Source organism: Tardiphaga sp. 20_F10_N6_6, assembly GCF_052076045.1.
GTDB classification, from domain to species: domain Bacteria; phylum Pseudomonadota; class Alphaproteobacteria; order Rhizobiales; family Xanthobacteraceae; genus Tardiphaga; species Tardiphaga robiniae.
Genome location: NZ_CP197239.1, coordinates 5,243,403 through 5,266,721, shown reverse-complemented (window position 1 = coordinate 5,266,721; position 23,319 = coordinate 5,243,403). Strand labels below are relative to the sequence as shown.

Genomic DNA, 23,319 nt, shown 5'->3' with positions numbered 1-23,319 from the left:
GCCTGTTCGTCATCACCTGCGCCGCGATGATGATCCACGGGATCACCAGCTCCGGCACGAGATAGGTGATCCACACGGCATGCGGTTCGGGCAGGCCACCGTCACCCTGAATAAGCGAAGATGACTTTACGAAGCGCAGGCGACACGATCAGCAATCGGCCGCCGGAGCCATAGCTATAGAAGTTTCCAGATGCGTTCTTAGCCTGATCGGCCATCGCGATGAAGCGCTGATCAAAATCCAGGCCAAAACCGTACCTGTTGAGAAACAAACTGATCGAGGGCGGCGTATGACCGTCGCCTTTCCATCCGAAAGCAGGCGCGACAGGCGTCGCGTACCACTCGAAATTCGGATCCAATTGCTGGCGCGCTTTCAGGGCATTGTCATTGTCGGTGAGGAACGACAGCCCCTTGCCGCCAATCGCCGCAGCGACATCAGCCGGCAGTTCGTAGACGAGGAGACCTGTCTCGTTCCCGCCGGGACCGAAGCCCCAACTCTCCTCCTTGACGTAGAGGACTTTCGACACTTGCAGATATGCGGGGACACGCTTCCTGTGATCCAGCACCACGACATGCCAGATCGCGTAGGTCGCTGAAAAGAACAGCACCGCAAACACCGCTACCCCGAGGCAACCAAAAAGACTTTCAAAGGCTTTCACGCCCCTCACGATGTTTGGTTCACGCTGCGTCGTCATGTTCGTACTGCCGGCAAAGATTAGCATGTGAAGTGTAATAGCAGCGTGTTACGTTGACTTTTGATAGGCATTTGGCGGATTACACTTTGCTAATCTGCATACGTTCTAGCTACCTACTTCGACTCGCACATCTGCCATTGGGCAACCGATACCCGGCGCCGCCGCGCGATCCGCAACCACCACGCCCACGCCGGACATAGTGTGTCCTCGTCGATGAGGACGGCGTGTATGTCGGCGCCGCCGGCTTAGGCAGGACAATGGGTTTGGCCACCGGAGGCTGACGCTTCAAAGGCCTTTGCACGAAACGATTGAAGCAATCGAGACGAGCATCTTCTTCCTTAAAGAATTTACAGTCCGTGACGACTTTTGCAGGGGGCGGCGCAAGTTTTGGCTGCGGCGGCACGATGCCGTCGTAGCAATCCAGCCGTTCCTTGGTCTGATCTTCGATATCAAGACAGATTCGTAGTCGTTCGATCAGCGGTAGCGACGGGGCCGATGTGCGGGGCTTCACTTGTACAAGTGGCTTGCCTCCGACCATCGGGGTGGAGACTTGAGCGCAAGCGATCGTCGGAGCCATTAAGATTAGCAAAGTGAGCAGTATCTTCATGTCGCGCCTCACCCCGCCCCGCCCGCCATCTGCCTGTTCGTCATCACCTGCGCTGCGATGATGATCCACGGGATCACCAGCTCCGGCATGAGATAGGTGATCCACAGCGCGTGCGGTTCGGGCAGGCCGACTTTCGCGATCGACAGCACGCGGCCGAGGCCGCCGACGAACACCGTCGCGGCCATCAGGACAACCAGCGTGTTGTGTTCGCGAATGGTCGATGCCGCCCACAGGCCCATGACGCCCGACATCAGATAGATGCCGCCCATGAAGCGATGCACATTGTCGAGCCGCGGCGCGGTCTCGGGCTGGCCGAGATACATCTGCAGCGCGCCGCCGAAGATGGCGATGGCGCCGACCAGAAACAGGCAGACCTGGGCAACGCGCTGGCTGAGCAGCATCGGCGCGAGTGACGTCATGGCAATGTCCTCGGGTAAAAATGTGCTTCAGGAAAATCGATCGGCAATGCGTGACGCTAGCGCGGGACGCTGCACAATCAAAGGGTGTGGCGGAGTTATCAACGTGGGCGACGGCGTGTGGCACGCGCCCCCTCTCCCGCTCCCGCGCACAGCGAGCTGTGCCAGGCGGGATGCGAACATTCTCCCGGTTCGAGACGGTGCGACCCGAAAGGTGGCGATTGAGGCTGCGTTGGTGACGGCCCCTCACCCGACCGGCTCCGCCGGTCGACCTCTCCCCGCATTGCGGGGAGAGGTTAAGAGCGCGCACGATAAAAAGGCGGACCTTGCGGTCCGCCTTTTTTATTCGGTCACCCCCTCGTCGCGGAGAAGTATCTCAGGCCCCTTGTCACGCCAGCCTGAGCGTGAGCTGCCGCTCGCGGCCGGCGTGGCGCTGGACGAAGTCGTCGAGCGACGAGGTGACGTCCTCGTAATTGCGGTCGGCGCGGCGGCGGATCTCGCGGGCGACGTCTTCCGACACGTCGTCGGCCCAGCGCTCGGCCGTGTTGAAGGCGATCACGCGCTGCGGATCGTTGTACTGGCCGGACATCAGATCGGCGATGACGGTTTCGAGATCGGTCGCCGCGACATCGGCCTCGCGCCAGGCGCAGCCGGCGCGGTCGAAACAATCCAGCACGAGATAGACGGTCTGCTCGCCGGCATCCGGCACCAGCGACGGGGTCCAGGCGCGCGTCATCCCGCCCTCCTGCCCTTGGTCACCCCTTTGGCCACCGGCCGCACCGCCTTCTTCGCCGGCGCGGGCTCTTTCTTGCCGGTGATCGGCAGCAGCATTTCCTTCTGGCCGGTGGCGCGCTTCGGCGGCTTCTTCGCCTTCGGCTTCGGCGCGGCGCCGCCGCCCTTGAGACTCTGCTGCAGGGCGGTCATCAGGTCGACCACATTGGTGCCGGGCCGCGCCTTGCCATGCGGCTTGAGGGCGACACCGCTGCGCTTCTGGTTGACGAGATCGACCAGCGCGGACTCGTAGCGATCCTCGAATTTGCCGGGCTCGAATTCCGCGGCCTTCTGCTCCACGATATGCCGCGCCAGATCGAGCATGTCCTTGGTGACCTTGACGTCCTGGATGTCGTCGAAATACTCCGCCTCGTCGCGCACCTCATAGGGATAGCGCAGCAGCGTGCCCATCAGCCCGTTCTTCAGCGGCTCCAGCGCGATGATGTGCTCGCGATTGGTGAGCACGAGCCGGCCGATGGCCACCTTGCCCATGTCGCGAATGGTCTCGCGGATCACCGCATAGGCGTCATGGCCGATCTTGCCGTCGGGCACGAGGTAATAGGGACGAATGGCGTAGCGCGGGTCGATATCGGCCTTCGGCACGAATTCGTCGATCTCGATGGTCCGGGTGGAGTCCAGCGCAATGTTGTCGAGTTCGTCTTTCGACACCTCGACATAGGTGTCGGTATCGACCTTGAAGCCCTTCATGATGTCGTCTGCCGCCACCTCCTCGCCGGTATCCGCATCGACCTTCAGATATTTGATGCGATGGCCGGTGTTGCGGTTGATCTGGTTGAAGCTGATCTTCTCGGAATCCGACGTGGCGGGATATAGCGCGACCGGACAGCTCACGAGGGACAGGCGCAAAAAGCCCTTCCAATTGGCACGCGGGGCCATGGCAATACTCCAACTCAGACGACGCGACACAATCCCGACTCAAGCGGGACCCGCCCGATTTGTTCCCGGCGCCGGAACCAGTTCGGCAGGCCGACCTTTGAGATCGACAGCACCGAGGCCGCCGACGCGCACCGCAGGCGCGCGCGCCCATCTCGATCAAGAGCCGACGAAGGAGCTGTCGGGCTCACCAAATCCAGGCCGCGACTACAGCGCCCGCGTAAAGAACGCGACGATGTCGCGATCGAAGCGCTCATGAAATGCAGCGCGGTCGAACCCCGGTCTGCTGGTGCAGATCACCGGCACGCGTGTTGCCAGTTGCGCGGAGCATGGCGTCAAAAAATCGTAGTGCCCGGCATTCGCCACGACATGCGCCTCGGGCGACGTCGGCAAAGCGAGGCGGACGGCCTCCGCATAATAGGGATGTGGCAGGACCTGGTCGTCCTCGGCCCGCCAAAGCTGGACCGGCTGACGGACCGCCGCCAGGCCCTTGCGACCGAAGGCAAAACCAAGGGCGGGCGCCGCGGAGACGACCGCCTTGATGCGCGGATCGTGGGCCCAGACGATAGCGGCATCCAGCGGAAGCGGGTGCCGTTCGACGATCTGGCAATCTTCGAAAGCGGGATGCGCCCTGCAGTGATCCCCGAGAGTCCGCAGGTCCGGCTCGCCACCGGCCACCGCGAGCACCGTGAATCCGCCGGCCGAGAAGCCGAACGCGCCGACGCGCGTCGCATCGATACGCCCATGGTCGCCCCATGCGTCCAGCATATAATCCGTGACCAGCTTGAATTGGCGCGGCCGTTCCCAGATCGCGGTGGGGTTGCCCGGGTCGCGCCAGCTATCGCCGTTATGCGTGAGGGCGGCGACGACGAAACCTGCATTGGCCAGGGCCATGGCGGTGTCGAGATGCCCGGCATAGGAGCCCCCGTGACCATGGGATAAGACCACCAGCGGCAGGCGGTCGCCTGCGAGTGCCGCATCGCGGGCAACCATCTGTTGATCGGACTCAATCGCCTGCAGCTTCGGCGCAGCGCCGGTGGGATACCAAACGCCGACCTCGATGGGTGGCCCTTGTGGATCGCTGATGCTGAAATGCTGGAAGCCGACCGCGGCGTCGGCCTGGCTGGCGGCGGCGATAGCGATGAATGCGACGAAAACCTGTGCGATGATGCTGCGCATGGAACCTCCTGCGGATCGGGATGACACGCGAGTTCTGCAAACGGCGCCGCCCTGCGCCAGCCGTTGTTCGCCAATGGGCGAACGGGTTCGCCGGTGGGCGAACCGCTGCGATGAGACGTCATGAGCAACGCCTGGCAACGTCATTTTCTGCGGGATTGGGCCGTCGACCTGGCGATCGCGACCGTCTGCGCCGTCTTCCTCGGCCTGATCGGACCATTCGGCAGCTATCTGAATGGACCGGCATGGCAGCGCGTGGCGTTTCAGCTTGCCTGCTTCTGGCCGGGAGTCCTGCTGTATGGCTCCCTGATCCGCGTGGTGCTGCGATTCCAGTTGAGGCCGTGGATGACGTGGACGGCGATCGTCCTCGGCGTCGCCATCCTGACCGTCCCATTTCAGATCTGGACCGCGTGGATCGGCGTATCGATATGGCCGTTCCTGAGAAGGCTGGGCCCGCTCGACTGGTATGTGCAAGGACTGATCACCGCCTTGCCTGTCGTGCTCGGCTTCACCCTGTTGCTTCAGGCGCGACGACACAAGCGGCACCAGGCCAAGGAAGCCGACGACGCGCCGCCAACTGCTTTCGGCCTGCTCGGTGCGCCGCCCTTCGCGGTGCTTTGCCTGCAGATGGAAGATCACTATGTCCGCGTCCACCATGTCGCCGGCCACTCCCGGTTGGTGCTGGCAACGCTCAATCAGGCCATGACGGCTCTCGGCACCGCTGACGGCCTGCAGGTGCACCGGTCATGGTGGGTCGCGCGGAAGGCCGTTGTGTGCGCCGTGACCGAGGGCCGCAATCTGCGCCTGCAACTCGTCAACGGGATCACCGCCCCTGTCTCCCGCTCGGCCGTGGCCATGGTGCGCGAGGCCGGCTGGCTCACGACAGAGACCGCGCCGGACAACCGCGGCGTCGAACCAGCGCGCGCAAGACCGATTGGCGACACCTAATCCGCCCTCCGCTCCGCGGCGGGTGAAGGACACGCGCGACACAAAGCCTCTTGACGACTAGAACAAATCATGAACATATATGCAGCCATGTACCTTGGCAACGAGCGCGTGAAAGCACGGCACGCACACACGAAAATGCCCGGCGCGAGGCCGGGCATCATCAGAAGGATCGAGGATCGACAGCGACCGTTAGTTATCCAGGAACGACCGCAGCTTGCGCGACCGCGACGGGTGCTTCAGCTTGCGCAGCGCCTTGGCTTCGATCTGGCGGATACGTTCGCGCGTCACCGAGAACTGCTGGCCGACTTCTTCCAACGTGTGGTCGGTGTTCATGCCGATGCCGAAGCGCATGCGCAGCACGCGCTCTTCGCGCGGGGTGAGCGAGGCCAAAACGCGCGTGGTGGTTTCGCGCAGGTTGGACTGGATCGCCGCATCGATCGGCAGGATCGCGTTCTTGTCCTCGATGAAATCGCCGAGATGCGAGTCTTCCTCGTCACCCACGGGGGTTTCGAGCGACAGCGGCTCCTTGGCGATCTTGAGAACTTTTCGAACTTTCTCCAGCGGCATGCCCAGCTTCTCAGCCAGTTCCTCAGGAGTAGGTTCGCGGCCGATCTCGTTGAGCATCTGACGCGAGGTGCGCACGATCTTGTTGATCGTCTCGATCATGTGCACGGGAATGCGGATGGTGCGGGCCTGGTCGGCGATCGAACGGGTGATCGCCTGCCGGATCCACCAGGTCGCATAGGTCGAGAACTTGTAGCCGCGGCGATATTCGAACTTATCGACGGCCTTCATCAGGCCGATATTGCCTTCCTGGATCAGATCCAGGAACTGCAGGCCGCGGTTCGTATACTTCTTGGCGATCGAGATCACGAGACGGAGGTTGGCTTCCACCATCTCCTTCTTCGCCTGACGGGCTTCGCGCTCGCCCTTCTGCACGCCGTGCACGATCTTGCGGAATTCGCCGATCTCAAGACCCGTGAGGGCCGCGAGCTGCTGGATTTCGCCGCGCAGTTCCTTGATGCGGTCCTTCTCGATGGCGACGAAGTTCTTCCAGCCCTTGGCCGAGAGTTTCGAGACGCGGTTGAGCCAGCGCGGATCGAGCTCCGAGCCCTGATAGTTGCGCAGGAAGTCCTCGCGCGCGACGCCGTGGCTGTCGCCGAGGCGCAGCAGGCGGCCTTCGAACGAGACGAGGCGCTTGTTGATGTCGTAGAGCTGCTCGACGAGTGAATCGATACGCGCCTGGTTGAGGCGCAGCGACTTCACCTCGACGATGATCTCGTCCTTGAGCTTCTTGTACTTGCGCTCCTGCGACGGCGACAGCGAGGGGCCCTGCGAGGCGCTCTCGAGCTGGTTCGCGATGTCCTGTTCCTGCAGCTTGCGCAGCTTCTTGTAGCTGTCGGCGATCTTGTCGAAGGTCTCGACCACCTTCGGCTTCAGCTCGGCCTCGATGGCGGCGAGCGACATCTGGTTCTCGAACTCGTCGTCGTCCATGTCGCCGTCAGCAGCGCCTTCCGACGTGCTTTCGCCGGCGGGGGCCGCAGCAGGCGCCGAACGCGGCGGAGCCGGACGGAACGGCGTGGCGGACGGCGGCGCAGCCGGCGGTGCGGCCACGGCTTCGGCGCCTTCGGCCACAGCTTCGCCATCGCCGGTGGGCGGTGCGATCAGCGCCGGGTTCATGTTGTTCTTGGCGTCGGGGCCAGCGTAAGTCGCTTCGAGATCGATGATGTCGCGGAGGAAGATCTTTCCTTCGTTGAGTTCATCGCGCCAGATGATGATGGCCTGGAAGGTCAGCGGGCTTTCGCAGAGGCCTGCGATCATCGCCTCGCGGCCGGCCTCGATGCGCTTCGCAATGGCGATTTCGCCTTCGCGCGACAGCAGCTCGACGGTGCCCATCTCGCGCAGATACATGCGGACGGGATCGTCGGTGCGCTCGCCGGGCTCCGACTTCTTGACTTCGGTGACGGCCTTCTGCGTGACTTCGACGAGTTCGTTGTCGGTATCGTCGTCCTCGTCCTTGCTCTCCTCCTCGCCGTCGGAGTCTTCGTTTTCGGAAACGTTGATGCCCATGTCGGAGAGCATCGACATGATGTCTTCGATCTGTTCAGGAGAGGTGGTATCGGATGGCAAGACGTCGTTGAGCTGATCGAAGGTCACGAAGCCGCGCTTCTTGGCCTGCTTGATCATCTTCTTGACGGCAGCGTCGGACAGGTCGAGCAAAGGTGACGGCGCGTCTGCGGAGTCCTTCTCCGGCGTGTCAGCTGCCTTGTCGTCTTTTTCCTTGTCCTTGGTCTGCAGCGTCTTTGCCTTGGTGGCCATTCAATGCTCCTGAAACGCGCTCACGCCGGGGGCGTCACCGCCCCGCTATCAATCCAGGGGGCGCAAGCGCCCCGATCCAATCATCGTCACCGCTTGACGCACAAAGGGCGGCGCATATCCATCGCCACCCCCGACGTCGTCTTCGCGGTTTTCACTACTTAAGCCCAGACCCTTAACGTGGAGAGCCTTAAGCCCGGATTAACCCTGTTTTTGCAGCCAAACCATGGGTTTGGCGAGTCTTTTCGCGGTTTGCCCGGGCACCATCCGCAGCAAAGTTGTCTTACGAACTGCGCTGGAACCGCCCCGAGGATTCTCCGAACCCCTCGATCAGCGCCTCGATCCCGTCGACCTCAGCCAACCGGGCCTTCACATCGCGCAACCAGCCGTAGTTCGTTTCGCTCGCTTCTGCGCCCAGAGCAAGCTCCGCGTCTTTAAGCTCCCTAAGTAATGAGTGCCACTGGCGATGCAAGGCAACGAGCTGCGTCCAGGTGGAAAGAACATCCTCGCGGGCCGCACCAGGCCGCGCCGCCCACACCGCCTGAGTGGTAACTGCCTGCTCAACATGCTGTAATTGTTCGGAATATCCGGCTTTAACCAGATCTGAACGCATTTGTTCACTTTGCTCGGCCTCATCGCCGTGATGATGCTCATGGGCAAAGGCCGCGATGATCCCGGCACGCAGCCGGTGCATCTCGGGATGGGCGAGTTCCAGTGCCGCCACCTCCTCCAGCCGGTCATGCAGCAGCCAGGGATGGTTGATCAGCGACTGCACGATCAGCGCCTCGCGCCTCGAAATGGCGCTGCGCTGGCCGCGCATGATCGACGACGTCGCAAGCTGTGGACTGACCACCTGATAGGGCCCGCGCTGGATGGTCTGGGGCCCGGCATTGGCCCCGCCCCGCCCACCGCCACTGATTCGCCCGGCTGGACCGGGGGTAAACGGACGCGGACTGCGCGCAAAACCGCCGCCTCCGCCACCCTGCTGGAAGCCGCCGCGACCGCCGTTGTTGCCGCCGTAGTTTTTTGGGCCGGTGCCGAAGGCGCGCTGCAGCCGCTCGGTCATGTCCTGGCGGTAGTATTTCTTCACCACATCGTCGCGGATGCCGTTCGACAATTCGTTGATGCGCGCCTCCAGCGCCGCACGGCGCTCCGGCGTCGCGAACGTGCCGCCGGCGATCTCGCGCGCCCAGATCAGATCCGACAGCGTGCCAGCCGCGGCCATCACGTCCTCGATCGCGGCGCGACCGCCGGAGCGGGCGAGGTCGTCGGGATCCTGTCCTTCGGGCAGCAGCGCAAAACGCAGACTCTTGCCGGGCTTGAGATGCGGCAGTGCCAGCTCCGCCGCGCGCCATGCCGCCTTCTGCCCGGCCTTGTCGCCGTCGAAACACAGGATCGGCTCGTCGGCCATCTTCCAGAGCAGTTGCAACTGGTTCTCGGTCAGCGCCGTGCCGAGCGGCGCAACGGCGCCGGGGAAGCCGACGCCGACCATGGCGATGACGTCGACATAGCCTTCGACCACCACCAAAGGCGCACCATCATGCGCGGCCTTTCGCGCCATCGGCAGGTTGTAGAGATTGTCGCCCTTGTGAAACAGCGGCGTTTCCGGCGAGTTCAGATATTTCGCCGGCGCATCCTTCTTCAGCGCGCGGCCGCCAAAGGCGATGATGCGTCCGCGCACATCGGAAATCGGAAACATCACGCGATCGCGAAAGCGATCATAGGGCACCGGGATGTCCTCGCCGCCGATCAGCAATCCGGCCTCGACCATGTCGGGCACCGGCACGCCGGCGGCGCCGAGATATTCCTTCAGCGCGAAACGATCTTCGGATGCAAAGCCCATGCGGAACTGGAGCTGCACCGCGGGCGTGATACCGCGATCGGCGAGATAGCCGCGCGCGCGGGCGCCTTCGCGCCCCACCAGCGTGTCCGCGAAGAATTTTGCGGCGAGATCCATCACATCATAGAGCGTCTTGCGGCGCTGCTCATGGCGCGCGGCATCCGGCGTCGCCGCCGGCAGCGCCACGCCGGCCATCTGCGCCAGCCGCTCCACCGCCTCGACGAAACTGGCGCCGTCGGTCTCCATCACGAAATTGATGATGTCGCCATGCTTGCCGCTGGAGAAGTCGTGGTAAAATCCCTTCTCGTCATTGACGAAAAACGACGGCGACTTCTCCTGCTGGAACGGCGACAGCCCCTTCCACTCCCGCCCGGCCTTCTTCAACTTGACGCGCTTGCTCACGACTTCCGAAACCGGAAGCCGGGCGCGCAGATCGTCGAGGAATTGGGGCGTGAAGCGCATGGGGTGCGGTTATCGTGCGATCTGGTTAGGTAAGTGTTGCGGGCCGACGGCTTTGATCTGGGCCTCAGCTCAGCCGACCATGGATATAGGTCTCGCACTGAGAAATACGACTGGACACGAGGTTTTCCCGGATAACCACAGGGCAGTTGGCCACGCACTCGTCATTCCGGGATGACCAGAAGACGGCGAAGCCGTCTGGCGGTCAGACCCGGAATCCCGACGTGTTCATCATTGCCGAACACCGGGCGGTGAGAGGTGCTGAACATTGCGGGATTCCGGGTTCGCGTGCGGCTGTCGCCGCGCGCGCCCCGGAATGACGAGTTTGTGTCAATTTGCTTGAACTCACCCCGGTTCCACGCTCTCATATTCCATGTTCACGACATTCCGCGGCGGAAATACCGGTGCATGGCAGGTGATCTCGATCTCGCCCGTCAAGGGCGAGACGCTCAAACCCGTTGCGGCGCTGTCCATCACCCATGCCGACGCCATCTCGCTGCCGCTGCTGCCGTCGCAGACATCCTGGCGCCTCGCCGGCGTCGCCAGCCATGTCCGCTATGTCGAACGCACCGAGAAGATCGCGCTGGTTGCGGCACAGGCCGGGCTCGGCCGACCTGAGGCAACCCATGGCGCACTGATCCCGATCAGGAAGAACGCGGCTTGGTGGGACATGACCCAGAACGAGCGCCGCTGCATCTTCGAGGACAAATCCCGCCACATCGCCGACAGCCTGAAATACCTGCCCGCCATCGCGCGCCAGCTCTACCATTCCCGCGATCTCGGCGAGCCCTTCGATTTCCTCACCTGGTTCGAATACGCGCCGGAACACGCGCAGGAATTCGAGGACCTCGTCGGTGGCCTGCGCGAGACGGAAGAATGGAGCTATGTGGAACGCGAGGTGGATGCGCGGGTGGTGAAGGCGGTGGTTTGAAGTAGCGCCCCACTCGTCATTCCGGGATGAACGTCGGTCGGCGAAGCCGGCCAAAGTTCAGACCCGGAATCCCGACATGTTCTGAACATTTCGGGATTCCGGGTTCGCGCAAGAGCGCGCCCCGGAATGACGAGGCTAGACCGGAACGGCAACCTGCATGGCTCCCATTCAAGACGCCGCACTTCTGGCATGGCATCACATGCGCCATATCTCTCCCACCGCCCCGCCCGCCTGAAAGCCTCCATGTCCTCATCGTCCGAACATCCCGCCCGCGACTCCGGTCCCGGCGGCTGGCTGATTTTTTCCTTTGCCGTCGCCTGCGGCGTCACCGTCGCCAATATCTATTACGCGCAGCCGCTGGTGGGGCCGATCAGCGAGAGCTTCGGGCTCGACCTGTCATCGGCCGGCATCATGCTGACCATGGTGATGTTCGGCTATGTGCTGGGCCTGCTGTTCCTGGTGCCACTCGGCGATCTCGTGGAGAACAAGCGGCTGATCCTGATCACGCTGGGCAGCCTGATCGTCAGCCTGCTGATCGCCGCAGCCGCACCCACGGCGGCGATCTTCATCGCCTCGACCTTGCTGCTCGGTATCGCCGCTGTCGGCACGCAGATGATCCTGCCTGTCGTGGCGCATCTGGCGCCGGAGCAACGGCGCGGGCAGATCGTCGGCACCGTGATGAGCGGGCTGTTGTTCGGCATCCTGCTGTCGCGGCCACTGGCCACCATGGTGGCCGGCTCGTTCGGCTGGCGCGCCGTGTTCGTGATGTCCGCGGTGCTGATGTGCGGCGTATTCGCACTGATGGTGATCGCGCTGCCGCCCCGGCAACCGAAGCATGAGCTCACCTATGCGACGCTGATCCACTCGCTGTGGGACCTGATGCTGACCACGCGGGTGCTGCAGCAGCGCTCGGCCTATCAATGCCTGCTCTATGGGTCCTTCAGCCTGTTCTGGACGGCGATGCCGCTGGTGCTGGACCAGCCGCCGTTCTCGTTCGGCCATATCGCCATGTCGGCCTTCCTGCTGTCGGGCGCCGGCGGCGCATTGGTGGCGCCGCTCGCCGGACGCCTCGCCGATCGCGGCCGCGGCGATCTCGTCACCGTCACCGCCATGCTGCTGGTGCTGGTGAGCTTTGTGCTGACCTGGATCGGCGGCCACACCGGCGGCGCGACTGCCGTGACGCTGTTCGTGATCGCGGGCATCCTGATCGATGCCGGCACGCAGGGTAATGTCGTTGCCGGACAACGCGCGATCTATGCCCTCGCCGGCCATATCCGCAGCCGGCTCAACGCGCTGTTTCTCGCTTGCGCGTTTTTCGGCGGCGCGATCGGTTCGGGCTTCAGCGGATTTGCAGTGGCATCAGGCGGCACGTCGATGATCGCACTGATCGGCATCGGTGCATCGCTGATTGCGCTGGCGCTGTTCGGCCTTGAGGTCGCCAGCAGACGCAAGGTGAGCTAGGGCGCGAGGAAACGCCCGGACATGATGCGCTTCGTTTCATCGACCGGCTTGTTGTAGATATAGGTCCAGGCTTCGCTCACGCTGCCATCGGCGAGCGTCACAGCGATCCGCTCACGCAGATACAGATTCGGCTGCGGATGGCCGGGCCCCACGCTCTCATAGTCGTCGAGCGCCGCCATCAACTCGTTCGGCTTGCGCAGCCGGAACAGCTCGCCGAACACGATGTCCCCGGGATCGTCGGAGTGCAGCAGGCCGGGATAATGCGCGATCATATAGAGCCTGCCACGGCACGAGGCCTCGCCGAGGAAATCGGCGCCGGACGAGAGCAGCTTCGACATCGGATGATCGAAACCGCGCATCAATGTGCCGTAGACGAGAACGCGATCGGGCATGACGGGAGCTAGACTTTCTCGGCCAGCGCCGCGGCGACATCATCCCCCGCGGAGACCACATTGATACTCACATCCATGCCGAGAAACGCATCGGCCGAGCCCATATAGGTGCCGTGCAGCGGCACCGCCTGGCGCGGATCGCGCGCCACCGCGACGCGAATGAGATCCTTGCTGCCGATGATGCCGTTGGTCGGATCGAATTCGATCCAGCCCGCGGCCGGCAGATAGACCTGCACCCAGGCATGGGTCGAGCCGCCGCCCACATAATTGTGCTCGCGGTCGCCATGGATGAACAGATAGCCCGACACGAAACGCGCGGCGACGCCGAGCCGGCGCAGCGCCTCGATCATGAACAGCGCGAAATCGCGGCAGGTGCCGGACTTGGTCTGCAGCGTATCGAGCGGATGCTGGGTGCCGTGCTCGTAGCGCTTGCGATAGGCGAACTGCTTGCGGATGCCGAGCGTCATGCCGGTCAGAATATTGACGGTCGGCGTGCGGCCCTGCGGGTCGAGAAATCCGCGCGCCCATGTCGCCAGCTCTCCATCGGGATCGCCATATTGCGGCCGGATAAATTCCTGCAGATCGGGCAGTTCTTCGCCGTCATACAGGAACGGATAGAAATAGGCCTTGTCATCGGCGGTCAGCGCGAACTCGTCCGACGGCAGATGTTCGATGGTCGCGGTGGAGACGAAGGTGAGCTTTCGCGCGTGCTCGTCGAAGGTGGCGATCGCCACTGAATTGCCGAACACGTCGTGGATCCAGCGCAGCGACAGCGGCTCGGGCGTGATCTCGAGCTTGCCGTTGAGCATGCGCAGATCATGGCCATCGCGCGGCCGCAGCATGATCCGGTGTTCGCCGAATGCGACGGGATGCGCATAGCGATATTCGGTCTTGTGATGAATCGTGAGCAGGGGCATCAATGGTTCGTTCATGCGTGATTTGTCCCGTGTAATTTATACGGAAGCCTGCAGAATCACAGGCCGGGATGCCGCATCGTTAGGCAATATCGGGAAAAAGCCTTGGACAGAATTTTGGACAGAGCCTTGGATAGCAATCAGGACACATCCCTACGTCTCGGCCCCCAGGAGGTTCCGCCCGTTCTGGAACTCAATACCGCCGGACACTCTCCTTTTCTGCTGACCTGCGATCACTACGGCCGGCTGATTCCCGAGATGCTCGGCGATCTCGGCCTGCCAGAAAGCGAGCTCGCCCGCCACATCGCCTGGGATGTCGGCATCGCCGGCGTGGCCGAGCAGATGGCTCGGGCGCTCGATGCGCATCTCGTGGCCCAGCGCTATTCGCGGCTCGTCATCGACTGCAACCGCCCGCCGGACGCCGTAAGCGCGATTCCGCTGATCAGCGAGGCGACCACCGTGCCCGGCAATGACGGTCTCACGTCCGATGCGAAGGCGCGCCGGCGCGAGCTGATCTTCGATCCGTATCACCGGCGCATCGACGAGGTGATCGATGCAAGGCTGGCGAAGGGCCAGCCGACAGTGCTGGTGTCGCTGCACAGTTTCACGCCTGTCTACGCCGGCATTCCCCGCCCCTGGCATATCGGCACGCTCTATCAGCACGACAGCAAACTGCCACCGCTGCTGCTGCAGCTGTTGCGCGCCGAAGCCGATCTGGTGGTGGGCGACAACGAGCCTTATGCGGTGTCCGATGCCACCGACTACACAATTCCCGTGCATGGCGAGAAGCGCGGACTGATGAATACGGGCATCGAGATCCGGCAGGATCTGATCACCGACCCAAGCGGCCAGACGGAGTGGGCGGAGCGGCTGACGCGCATTTTTACGGAGATCGAGGCGACGCTGATCACGCCGCGCGCATCGCATCTCTAGCTCTTGATGCTGCCAATGCACCCGCGCGGCGTGAGGTGCCTAGCCGTGCGTCCCGATGAAATAAGCCACCACCACAAATCCCGCCGCAACCGCCCACAGGAAATACGCCGCGCGGCCACCAGGGCTCAGCGTCGAGTCAGACGGATTGTCCGGATTGACGAAGACCTTCACCGCGTCACCGTTCTTGTAGTCCATCCCGAACAGCCGCAACTGCCATTGCGGCGGGTTCGGGTTGCTCGTGCTCAGGCTCCCGGCGGATCCGATATAGGCGACGTGCTTGAAACGATAGTTGTATTGCACGTTCCGGGTCTGCATCACCGGCCCGCTACGACCGGTGTCGCTGTCACGGCTCACATAGGTCTCGGGCGCGCCCAGTTTGACGATGCCGGGCACCACCGGCCACTTCTTGGCCAGAGACCCCTGCCGGTGTAGCGCCAACCCGAACAGGGCAACGAGAAAGCCGAACCCGCAGAGCGCTGTCACGATCGGGGACACTTTTGGGTCGACAAGATGCGCCGCAATGAATTCGTTGATGCGGACGCCGCCAAAGATGCCGCCGACCACGATCGCCAGCACGATGACTGCAGCGATGCCAAGGCAGCCGCCTATCCCCTTCGGCATCTCGCGATCGAGCACGGCATCGCGTGGGTGTCGCGGGTTGTAATAGACCATCACCGCGGTGCCGACCGGATAGCGCGCGATCGTTTCCGCGACTTCGAAATTGCCGCGGTCCTCGCCGATGCTGACGCGATTGTTGGTGAGCTTCTGTCCGCTAACGGTGTATTCGTAGACGATGTTCGCAAAATTGCGCTTTTCGGTGCGTTTGCGCTCCTCGCGCGTGTCGTCGAGCACCTTGACGTCGCGTACTTCGGAGGTCGAGACGATCACCTTACCGAAGGTGGATGGCCAGTCGCTGGCAGCGCGGACCTGCAGATATTTATAGCCGACGGCGACCAGGATCAGGCCGAACGGCGCCAGCAGCATGGCATAGACGAACCAGGGAATGTCGGGCACGGCGAAACCTCATGGCACGGCGCGGCGCGCCCCGAGGTTTGACGTGACGATGCGGCGAAAGGTTCAGCGCGACAAAAGATTCACCGTGCCCGGGTCAGCGCCAGCCAGACCCCGCCGCCGATCATGAAGCCGCCGGAGATCCGCGACAGCAACCGCGTCCGCCGCGCCGAGAAGAATTGTCGCGCGCGGCCCGCGGCCACCGCATACACGATATCGGTGAGCGCGGCCGTCACCATGAAGGTCGCACCAAGGATGCCGACCTGAACGATATGGTTCTTCTCCATGTCGACGAATTGCGGAATGAAGGCGCCGAAGAACACCAGCACTTTCGGATTGCTCAGCAGCACCATCATGCCCTGCAGGAAGAAGCCGCCGCGCGGCGGCGCCGGCGGCGTATCGGCGTCGATGCCCTCGACCGGCGCGCGGACCATCTTGATGCCGAGCCACACCAGATAGGCGGCACCGGCAAAGCGCACCCAGTCGAACCAGTAGCCCATGGTGGCCATCAGCGTCGCAAGCCCCAGCGCGACGATGCCGATCACCACGGCAAGCCCCGCTTGCGTGCCGGCGATGCTGATCATCGCCGCGCGCGTGCCGTAGCGCAGCCCGTTGGCGATCACCAGCGTGACATTCGGCCCGGGTAGCAGCGCCAGCGCGATGCAGGCAGCGACAAAGGCGAGATAGACTTGCAGCGACATCAGCACGCTCCTATTCCGATTTTATCTACGTCATGGCCGGGCTTGTCCCGGCCATCCACGCCTTCACTGCAGGCTAAGGCGTGGATGCCCGGCACAAGGCCGGGCATGACGACGGTGTGTTGTCTTAACACTAGCACTCGTGTTGCTCGCAGCAAAACACACTTGCCCGGCAGGGCGCCATCTGGTTGCCTGTCACTGCACGCATGGAGCAACGGCCATGATCGATATCAACAGGTTCCGGCCCGCGATCGTCTACACGATCTATATCGCCGCCACGCCCGAAAAAGTGTGGCAGGCACTGACCTCGGCGGAGTTCAGCCGGCAGTATTTCTCCGGCTTCGCGGTGCAGCTTGAGGGAAACGTCGGCGGCGCGTTCAAGGTGCTCGCGCCGGATGGATCATTGCATGTTTCGGGCGAGGTGATCGAACACGCCCCGCCGCACAAGCTGACCGTCACATGGGACGTGAACTGGCCCGGACTTGTCGAAGCGCTGGGCTCGACACTCGTCACCTATGATCTCGCGCCATCGGGCGAGACGGTGAAGCTGACGATGACGCAGGCGCATGATCGCGTGTTGAGCGACGACATTCTCTCCGGCGGACGCGCAGGCTGGCCGGCGACCTGTCGGGCCTGAAGAGCCTGCTGGAAACGGGCAAGGTCCCCGCAATCCAGATGGAGCCGCCGCTGAAGCTACTGGCAGCGCTGAAGGAGATGGGGATCAAGGTGCCGGGGATGTGAGGCGAAGCGCCGGCCGTGCGCTCCCTCTCCCCGCAATGCGGGGAGAGTAAGAAAGAGCGCCCTACCCCAGCGCCCGCAATTCCCGCCTTAGCACCTTGCCCGTTGCCGTCATCGGCAGCGACTCCGCGAACTGCACGTGACGCGGATACTCGTGCGCCGCGAGTTGCGATTTCACAAAGTCCTGCAGCTCGCGCGCCAGCTCATCACTCGGTTCAAAGCCCGGGCGCAGCACGATCCAGGCCTTCACAGCCTCGGTGCGGATCGGATCGGGAATGCCGACCACCGCCGACAGCGCCACCGCGGGATGCTTCAGCAGCGTATGCTCGATCTCCGACGGACCGATACGATAACCTGCGGATGTGATCACGTCGTCTTCGCGTGACACGTACCAGAAGTAACCGTCATCATCCTGAATGCCGAGATCGCCGGTGAGCAGGAATTCGCCGGCGAATTTCTTGGCGGTACCTTCGGGGTTCTGCCAATAGCCGAGCATGGTGCAGGGATTAGGCTGTCTGATACCGACAATGCCCCGCTCGCCGCGCGGCAGTTCTTCGCCCTGCTCATTGACGATACGCACATCGAAACCCGGCGTCGGCTTGCCCATGGAGCCCGGGCGGATCGGAAACAGATCGGCATTGTTGCCGACCACGAGATTGCATTCGGTCTGGCCGTAGATTTCATGGGCATCGATACCGAACGTATTGCGCACCCAGTCGAGCAATTCAGAACCGAGCGACTCGCCGCCGGTGAGCATGCTACGCAGCTTCACGCCATCATGTTTCACGTTTGCCTGCCGCATCAGCTTCAGCGCCGTCGGCGGCAGGAACACATTGCGTATCTTGTGATCGGCCATCAGCTGCATCGCTGCCTCTGGCTCGAATTTCCTGGCGCGATAGCCGACGATCGACACGCCGTGATACCAGGCCGGAAACAGCGCATCGAACAGCCCGCCGATCCAGGCCCAGTCGGCCGGCGTCCAGTAGACGTCGCCGGGCTTGGGGAAGAAACCATGCACCATCTCCACATTGGGCAGATGGCCGAGCAGCACGCGATGCGCATGCAGCGCGCCCTTGGGATTTCCCGTCGTGCCCGAGGTGTAGATGATGATCGCGGGATCGTCGCAGGACGTATCGACCGTGGTGAAGTCTTCGGACGCCGCCTCGATCGCCGACCAGAACGGTTTGGCGCCGGCATGCGGTGCACTGTCCGTGACGTAGATATCTTGTAAATGAGGCAGCCGCTCGCGGATTTTCGACAGCTTGTCCCAGCCCCCCGCGTCGGTGACGATGGCCTTGGCCCCGGAATTGGCAAGGCGGAATTCCAGCGCGTCCTCGCCGAACAGCGTGAACAGCGGCACCGACACCAGCCCGGACCGGAACGCCGCGAGATGCGCCACCGGCAATTCCACCGATTGGGACAAAAACACCGCAATGCGGTCGCCGCGCTGCAGGCCGTCCGCCTTCAGCACATTGGCGAAGCTGCGCGAGAAAGCCTGCATCTCGTCGAAGGAGAAACGATGCGTGCCGCGGTCCTCGTCTACATAGATCAGCGCCAGCCGCCCGCTACCGTCGGCATGACGGTCGCAGGCCACCGTCGCGATGTTGAATCGCTCCGGCACATCCCAGCGGAAATTGCGGGCGAGCGTCTCATAATCCGTGGTTTCGACCAGCATGGCAGGCGGCTCCCTGCGGCGTTGCTTGCTTCTTCTCGTTATTCCAGGGGAGAAGTCTGAACGGCCGCGGCCCCATTCTTAAACGAGGAGTCCCGTCCGCCAAAGTGCCTTGAAATTCCCGGCCCGGCATGGTCTCAAGCACCCTATTCGGAATCCGGCGCTATCAGCGCCTTCGCAAGCTCAATCCGGCAGAAATTCCCCATGGCACGCAGGTTTTCGGCCGCTTACCAGTCGGAGCCAGTATCCAGCCTGGCGCTGTGGGCGCGGCGCCTCGCGGTTTTCGCCGCCATTGCCGCCATCACCTCGATCATCATCGTTCGCTTCGGGTTCCTCGAAGTGAAACCGGCGCTGATGACCTTCTTCGGGGCGTTGGGCTTTGCCGGCCTGTCGATCCTGGTGGCCCTCGCCGGCTTTGCCGCGATCTGGCAGAACGGCTCGCGCGGCATGAGCGTGATCATGGTGGCGCTGATGCTCGACGTCGTGATCCTGGCGTATCCCGGCTACCTTGCGTACCAGTATCGCAAGCTGCCGAAGATCCACGACATCACCACCGACCCCGTCGACCCGCCGCGCTTCGAGGCGCTGGCGCGGCTGCGGACCGGCGACGGCACCAATTCAGCGGTCTATTCCGGCCTCTACTCCGCGGAGCAGCAGCGCACGGCCTATCCGGATATCGAGCCGGTGGAGCTGGAGGTGCCCGTGCAACGCGCTTATGATGTGACGCGCGCTTTGGTCGAAAAGCGCAAGTGGATCGTCATCGACGAGCGTCCGCCGCAGCCGCCGCGCCGCATCGGCCGCATCGAGGCGGTGGCGCGCACCCCTATCATGGGTTTTCGCGAGGACGTCTCGATCCGCTTCACACCCGACGGCGAAGGCTCACGCGTCGATATCCGCTCGTCGTCACGCTATTTCGAAGGCGATCTCGGCAGCAACGCGGCGCGCATCACCAAGCTGATCGACGACATCAACACCGCCGTCGACAGCGCGCCGGCGCCAAAGAAGGCGGCGACGCCGGCGAAGGCTGCGGTCAAGGGCGTGAAGAAATAGGCCGCCGCCCTCCTCAACGAGAATTCACCCCCGCGCACGTTTCTCCACATTCGCGATGCGCTCCGGCACGCCGAACTCCTGCCGGCAGACATCAGCGAGGACCGCGATCCCTTCGCGGATTTCGTCATGCGTGGGGCTGGCAAAGCAGATGCGAATGTGGCTGTGCGCATAGGCCTTGTCGACAGACCATTCCGGGCCGGGATTGATCGACACGCCGGCCTTGAGCGCGGCCTGATAGAGCTTCATCGCATCGACATTGGCGGGCAGTTTCACCCACAGGAAGATGCCGCCTTTGGGCTCGTCGAATTCCGCCGCCGTGCCGAACTGCTCGTTGAGCGCATCCATCAGCGTCTCCAGCTTGGCGCGCAACCCGCGTGTCGCCTTCGGCACATGGGTGGCGAAATGCGGCACGCAATATTCGGCGAGGACCATCTGCTCCAGCGCGCCGGAGCCGGCATCGGTCTTCAGCGCCAGCATGCGTGACATGATTTCCCAGGGCGCGACGATGTAGCCGACGCGGAGCGCGGGCGCGATCGACTTGGAGAACGAGCCGATATGGATCACGCTGCCGGTCTTATCCATCGCGTGAATCGCCGGCGGACGCTCGCCGTTCCAGATCAGGTCGGCATAGCAATCGTCCTCGAAAATCGGGACGCCGAATCTGGCCGACAGCGCCAGCAATTCGCGGCGACGGCTTTCCGGCATGATGGTGGCAGTCGGGTTCTGCACGGTCGGGATCGTATAGATATATTTCGGCCGGATGCCCTTCGCCTTCAGATCTTCCAATGCTGAGGCCAGCGCGTCCATCCGCATGCCGTCGTCATCCAAGGGGATGCCGATGATATTGACGCCGAGACGGGGGAGCCGGTTGATGGAGCCTTGATAGCAGTCGCGCTCGATGATGACGGTGTCGCCCCTGGCGAGCAGGCTGTGATTGACGAGGTCGAGCGCCTGCAGCGAGCCGGAGACAACCAGGATGTCATCGGCGCTGCAATCGATGCTCGCATCGCGCTTCAGCTTGGTAGCAATGAAATCCCGCAGCGGCAGATAGCCCTGCGGACCGCTCGCCAGACCGTAGGTTGCCAGCGTGCGTCCCTCGCGCAGCATGACGGCATTGGCGGCAGCAGTCAGGCCCTCCACCGGCACCTGGTCCATATCGTTGTTCCCGCCGACGAAGCTGTATTTGGCGAGACCGGTCCATTTTGCCGCAGCCGCGGGCAGGCCCGGAGGCAGCAATGGCGCGTAGTCGAACCGTGCAGTGGTCATGAACGTCGTCTCCCTGAAGCTTTTTATGACGAAGGCTGCCTCGTTGGACCGCCCTCCGCGTGTATCGCGCGCCGAATGCCGGATATTACCCCTTTGCCCTCACGCGGCGCACCATTAGAGTGCCGCCGAAATGTAAGGCTTTTCCGGCAGGGGCATGCACGACTTAATCCGCGATATCACGCTGTGTATCCTGTTTGCGTGGGGCATCGGGCTTATTGCGCATTTCACCCGTCAGCCGTTGATTCTTGCTTATCTGATTGCCGGCTTCATCATTGGGCCATTCGGCATCGGCTGGGTCAAGTCGGACGAATCCATCAGCACGATCTCCGAACTCGGCCTGATTTTCATGCTGTTCATGATCGGTCTCGAGATCGACCTGAAGAAGATCATCCGCGCCGGCAAGGTCATCCTGTTCGCCGCGGGCGGCCAGTTGATCGCAGGCTGCGTGCTCGGCGCCGCCTTCTTCATGGCGCTCGGGCTCAAGCTCGGCGGCGGCGGGTTCGACGCGCTGTATCTCAGCGTCGCCTGTGCGCTCTCCTCCACGGTGGTCATCGTCAAGGTGCTCTACGAGAAGCGCGAGCTCGACACCCTGCCCGGTCGCATCACGCTCGGCATCCTGGTGCTGCAGGATATCTTCGCGATCCTGTTTCTGGCGGTGCAGCCGAGCCTCGCCGATCTGCAGGTCAGCGTCATCGCTTTGTCCATCGCCCGCGTCGGCGTGCTGGTCGCCACCGCGCTGATCCTGAGCCGTTATGTGCTGCCGGCGCTGTTCCATCAGATCGCGCGGCGGCCGGAGCTGGTGTTGCTGGGCGCGCTGGCCTGGTGCTTCCTGATCGGCGAAATCGCCGAGCGGCTGCATCTGTCGCGCGAGATGGGCTCGCTGGTCGCTGGCGTATCGCTATCAACCTTCCCCTACGCGCTCGACGTCACTGCCAAGGTGACGACGCTGCGGGACTTCTTCATCACGCTGTTCTTCGTCGCCGTCGGCATGACGATCCCGATCCCGAATGGCGCGACTATCGGCCTCGCCCTGATCATTGCCGTGTTCACCGTGATCAGCCGTATGCTCACGACCTTCACGCCGCTGTATCTGATGAAGCAGGGGCTGCGCGCCAGCCTGCTGCCGGCGCTCAATCTGGCGCAGATCAGCGAATTCTCGCTGGTGGTGCTCCAAACGGGCATCGCTGCCGGCCATATCACCACGCAGACCTCCAGCGCAGCGTCCTTCGCCTTCGTGATCCTCGCGGTGCTCTCCACCTTCGCGATGATGCGCAGCGACCAGATCACGCGCCTCTTGATCGGCCCGATGAAGCGCATCGGGCTGCGCGACCTCGATCACGGCCAGGGCCGCGAGGGCGATCATGCCGAGGGCCATGGCGACGCCCGCCGCATCGTCATTCTCGGCTTCTTCCGCACCGCGTCCGCCCTGCTCGCCGAGATCGAGCGCCAGAACGCGTCGCTGCTCGACCAGATCAGCGTCGTCGACTTCAATCCGAACGTCTTCCGCACTTTGGTCGGGCGCGGCCAGCACGTGATCTATGGCGACATCAGCAATGTCGACACGCTGGTGCATGCCGGCGTCGGCAAGGCCGAGATCATCATCCTCAGCGTGCCGGACTCGCTGCTGAAGGGCGCGAACAACGAGAAGCTGGTCCGCCATGTCCGCTCGATCAACCCGAACGCCAAGATCATCTCCACGGCGGACGTGCTCGGCGACGTGAGCGATATTTACGCGGCCGGCGCCGACTACGTCACCGTGCCCCGGCTCAGCGACGCCCATGCGCTGTATGAGGTGATCGAAGCCGCCGATCAGGGCCTGCTGGACGCCAAACGCGCCGAAATGGACGCGCAGCTGGCGGAGCGGCGAGAAGTGCTGCCTTGACCTCTCCCCGCTTGCGGGGAGAGGTCGCCGCGTCTTCGCGGCGGGTGAGGGGGACTTTCCATCCACTCATCAGTTCGTGGAACGTCCCCCTCATCCGACCGATCATGCTTCGCAAGCTCGGGCCACCGTCTCCCCGCAAGCGGGGAGAAGGCAAACTCCCCATTCCGCTCTGCGAACCCGCATACCGCCCCCCATTTCCGCGGGTTGCACCGCCCCCCGCTCTGCGCCATATGGACTTCACACAGAGCAAGA

Annotated in this window: 19 protein-coding genes and 1 pseudogene; 7 read left to right on the top strand and 13 right to left on the bottom strand. The window is 63.2% G+C overall.

The genetic code is table 11. From position 1 onward, the window contains the following. Nucleotides 1-101: 101 nt before the first annotated feature. The 5 genes from AB7813_RS25175 to AB7813_RS25155 form a co-directional block, all read right to left on the bottom strand. Nucleotides 102-692, bottom strand: coding sequence for a hypothetical protein (locus AB7813_RS25175; RefSeq protein WP_441228669.1), 591 nt, complete (start codon nt 690-692; stop codon nt 102-104). 615 nt (nt 693-1,307) lie between these two features. Beyond that, nucleotides 1,308-1,718 (bottom strand): DUF4345 domain-containing protein, encoded by a 411-nt coding sequence (locus AB7813_RS25170; RefSeq protein WP_441228668.1) that lies wholly within the window; start codon nt 1,716-1,718, stop codon nt 1,308-1,310. A gap of 385 nt (nt 1,719-2,103) precedes the next feature. Beyond that, nucleotides 2,104-2,451: a hypothetical protein gene (locus AB7813_RS25165; protein WP_120288496.1), complete on the bottom strand. Its 348-nt coding sequence runs from the start codon at nt 2,449-2,451 to the stop codon at nt 2,104-2,106. Then, complete coding sequence (gene ku, locus AB7813_RS25160) at nt 2,448-3,383, bottom strand: non-homologous end joining protein Ku (protein ID WP_231078023.1); 936 nt, start codon at nt 3,381-3,383, stop codon at nt 2,448-2,450. Before ku ends, AB7813_RS25165 begins: the two co-directional genes overlap by 4 nt. 204 nt (nt 3,384-3,587) lie before the next feature. Next, a complete protein-coding gene (locus AB7813_RS25155) occupies nt 3,588-4,559 on the bottom strand; it encodes an alpha/beta hydrolase family protein (RefSeq protein WP_441228667.1) in 972 nt (323 codons plus the stop codon). A gap of 120 nt (nt 4,560-4,679) precedes the next feature. On the opposite strand from AB7813_RS25155, the gene AB7813_RS25150 reads away from it, so the two are divergent. Next, nucleotides 4,680-5,504: a LytTR family DNA-binding domain-containing protein gene (locus AB7813_RS25150; RefSeq protein WP_441228666.1), complete on the top strand. Its 825-nt coding sequence runs from the start codon at nt 4,680-4,682 to the stop codon at nt 5,502-5,504. A gap of 189 nt (nt 5,505-5,693) precedes the next feature. Here the strand turns inward: AB7813_RS25150 and rpoD are convergent, their stop codons facing one another. Together rpoD and dnaG are read right to left on the bottom strand one after the other, a co-directional pair. After that, nucleotides 5,694-7,823: an RNA polymerase sigma factor RpoD gene (rpoD, locus tag AB7813_RS25145; protein WP_089262093.1), complete on the bottom strand. Its 2,130-nt coding sequence runs from the start codon at nt 7,821-7,823 to the stop codon at nt 5,694-5,696. 280 nt (nt 7,824-8,103) lie between these two features. Then, nucleotides 8,104-10,122: a DNA primase gene (dnaG, locus tag AB7813_RS25140; RefSeq protein ID WP_184513595.1), complete on the bottom strand. Its 2,019-nt coding sequence runs from the start codon at nt 10,120-10,122 to the stop codon at nt 8,104-8,106. 370 nt (nt 10,123-10,492) lie between these two features. On the opposite strand from dnaG, the gene AB7813_RS25135 reads away from it, so the two are divergent. Together AB7813_RS25135 and AB7813_RS25130 are read left to right on the top strand one after the other, a co-directional pair. Further along, nucleotides 10,493-11,050 carry a chlorite dismutase family protein gene (locus AB7813_RS25135; RefSeq protein ID WP_441228665.1) on the top strand — a complete coding sequence of 186 codons (558 nt, stop codon included), beginning with the start codon at nt 10,493-10,495 and terminating at the stop codon, nt 11,048-11,050. A gap of 243 nt (nt 11,051-11,293) precedes the next feature. Then, entirely contained in the window at nt 11,294-12,511 is a 1,218-nt protein-coding gene (locus tag AB7813_RS25130) for an MFS transporter (protein WP_441228664.1), read from the top strand. On the opposite strand, the gene AB7813_RS25125 is transcribed toward AB7813_RS25130, so the two are convergent. Together AB7813_RS25125 and AB7813_RS25120 are read right to left on the bottom strand one after the other, a co-directional pair. Further along, the gene (locus tag AB7813_RS25125) at nt 12,508-12,903 is read right to left on the bottom strand and encodes a gamma-glutamylcyclotransferase family protein (protein WP_441228663.1); all 396 of its coding nucleotides are present in this window, start codon (nt 12,901-12,903) and stop codon (nt 12,508-12,510) included. The two genes, AB7813_RS25130 and AB7813_RS25125, sit on opposite strands and share 4 nt — an antisense overlap. An 8-nt stretch (nt 12,904-12,911) precedes the next feature. After that, nucleotides 12,912-13,820, bottom strand: coding sequence for a transglutaminase family protein (locus AB7813_RS25120; RefSeq protein ID WP_441228997.1), 909 nt, complete (start codon nt 13,818-13,820; stop codon nt 12,912-12,914). Nucleotides 13,821-13,946: 126 nt separating this feature from the next. On the opposite strand from AB7813_RS25120, the gene AB7813_RS25115 reads away from it, so the two are divergent. Beyond that, nucleotides 13,947-14,750 carry an N-formylglutamate amidohydrolase gene (locus AB7813_RS25115; protein ID WP_441228662.1) on the top strand — a complete coding sequence of 268 codons (804 nt, stop codon included), beginning with the start codon at nt 13,947-13,949 and terminating at the stop codon, nt 14,748-14,750. Nucleotides 14,751-14,789: 39 nt separating this feature from the next. Here AB7813_RS25115 and AB7813_RS25110 read toward each other — a convergent pair whose 3' ends face one another. Further along, the gene (locus AB7813_RS25110) at nt 14,790-15,764 is read right to left on the bottom strand and encodes a DUF3592 domain-containing protein (protein WP_441228661.1); all 975 of its coding nucleotides are present in this window, start codon (nt 15,762-15,764) and stop codon (nt 14,790-14,792) included. Between the two features lie 80 nt (nt 15,765-15,844). Next, nucleotides 15,845-16,462, bottom strand: a complete 618-nt coding sequence (locus AB7813_RS25105; protein ID WP_441228660.1) for a LysE family translocator — start codon at nt 16,460-16,462, stop codon at nt 15,845-15,847. A gap of 217 nt (nt 16,463-16,679) precedes the next feature. Here AB7813_RS25105 and AB7813_RS25100 point away from each other — a divergent pair. Continuing rightward, nucleotides 16,680-17,200, top strand: a pseudogene (locus AB7813_RS25100) (SRPBCC family protein). 61 nt (nt 17,201-17,261) lie between these two features. Here AB7813_RS25100 and AB7813_RS25095 read toward each other — a convergent pair. Continuing rightward, the gene (locus tag AB7813_RS25095) at nt 17,262-18,872 is read right to left on the bottom strand and encodes an acyl-CoA synthetase (RefSeq protein WP_441228659.1); all 1,611 of its coding nucleotides are present in this window, start codon (nt 18,870-18,872) and stop codon (nt 17,262-17,264) included. Nucleotides 18,873-19,073: 201 nt separating this feature from the next. On the opposite strand from AB7813_RS25095, the gene AB7813_RS25090 reads away from it, so the two are divergent. Further along, nucleotides 19,074-19,919, top strand: coding sequence for a DUF1499 domain-containing protein (locus tag AB7813_RS25090; RefSeq protein ID WP_093759467.1), 846 nt, complete (start codon nt 19,074-19,076; stop codon nt 19,917-19,919). A 24-nt stretch (nt 19,920-19,943) separates the two neighbouring features. Here the strand turns inward: AB7813_RS25090 and AB7813_RS25085 are convergent, their stop codons facing one another. Beyond that, on the bottom strand, nt 19,944-21,185 hold the full coding sequence (locus tag AB7813_RS25085; protein WP_441228658.1) for a PLP-dependent aminotransferase family protein: 1,242 nt from the start codon (nt 21,183-21,185) through the stop codon (nt 19,944-19,946). A gap of 154 nt (nt 21,186-21,339) precedes the next feature. On the opposite strand from AB7813_RS25085, the gene AB7813_RS25080 reads away from it, so the two are divergent. After that, nucleotides 21,340-23,067 (top strand): cation:proton antiporter, encoded by a 1,728-nt coding sequence (locus tag AB7813_RS25080; RefSeq protein ID WP_441228657.1) that lies wholly within the window; start codon nt 21,340-21,342, stop codon nt 23,065-23,067. The last annotated feature ends 252 nt before the right edge of the window (nt 23,068-23,319 follow it).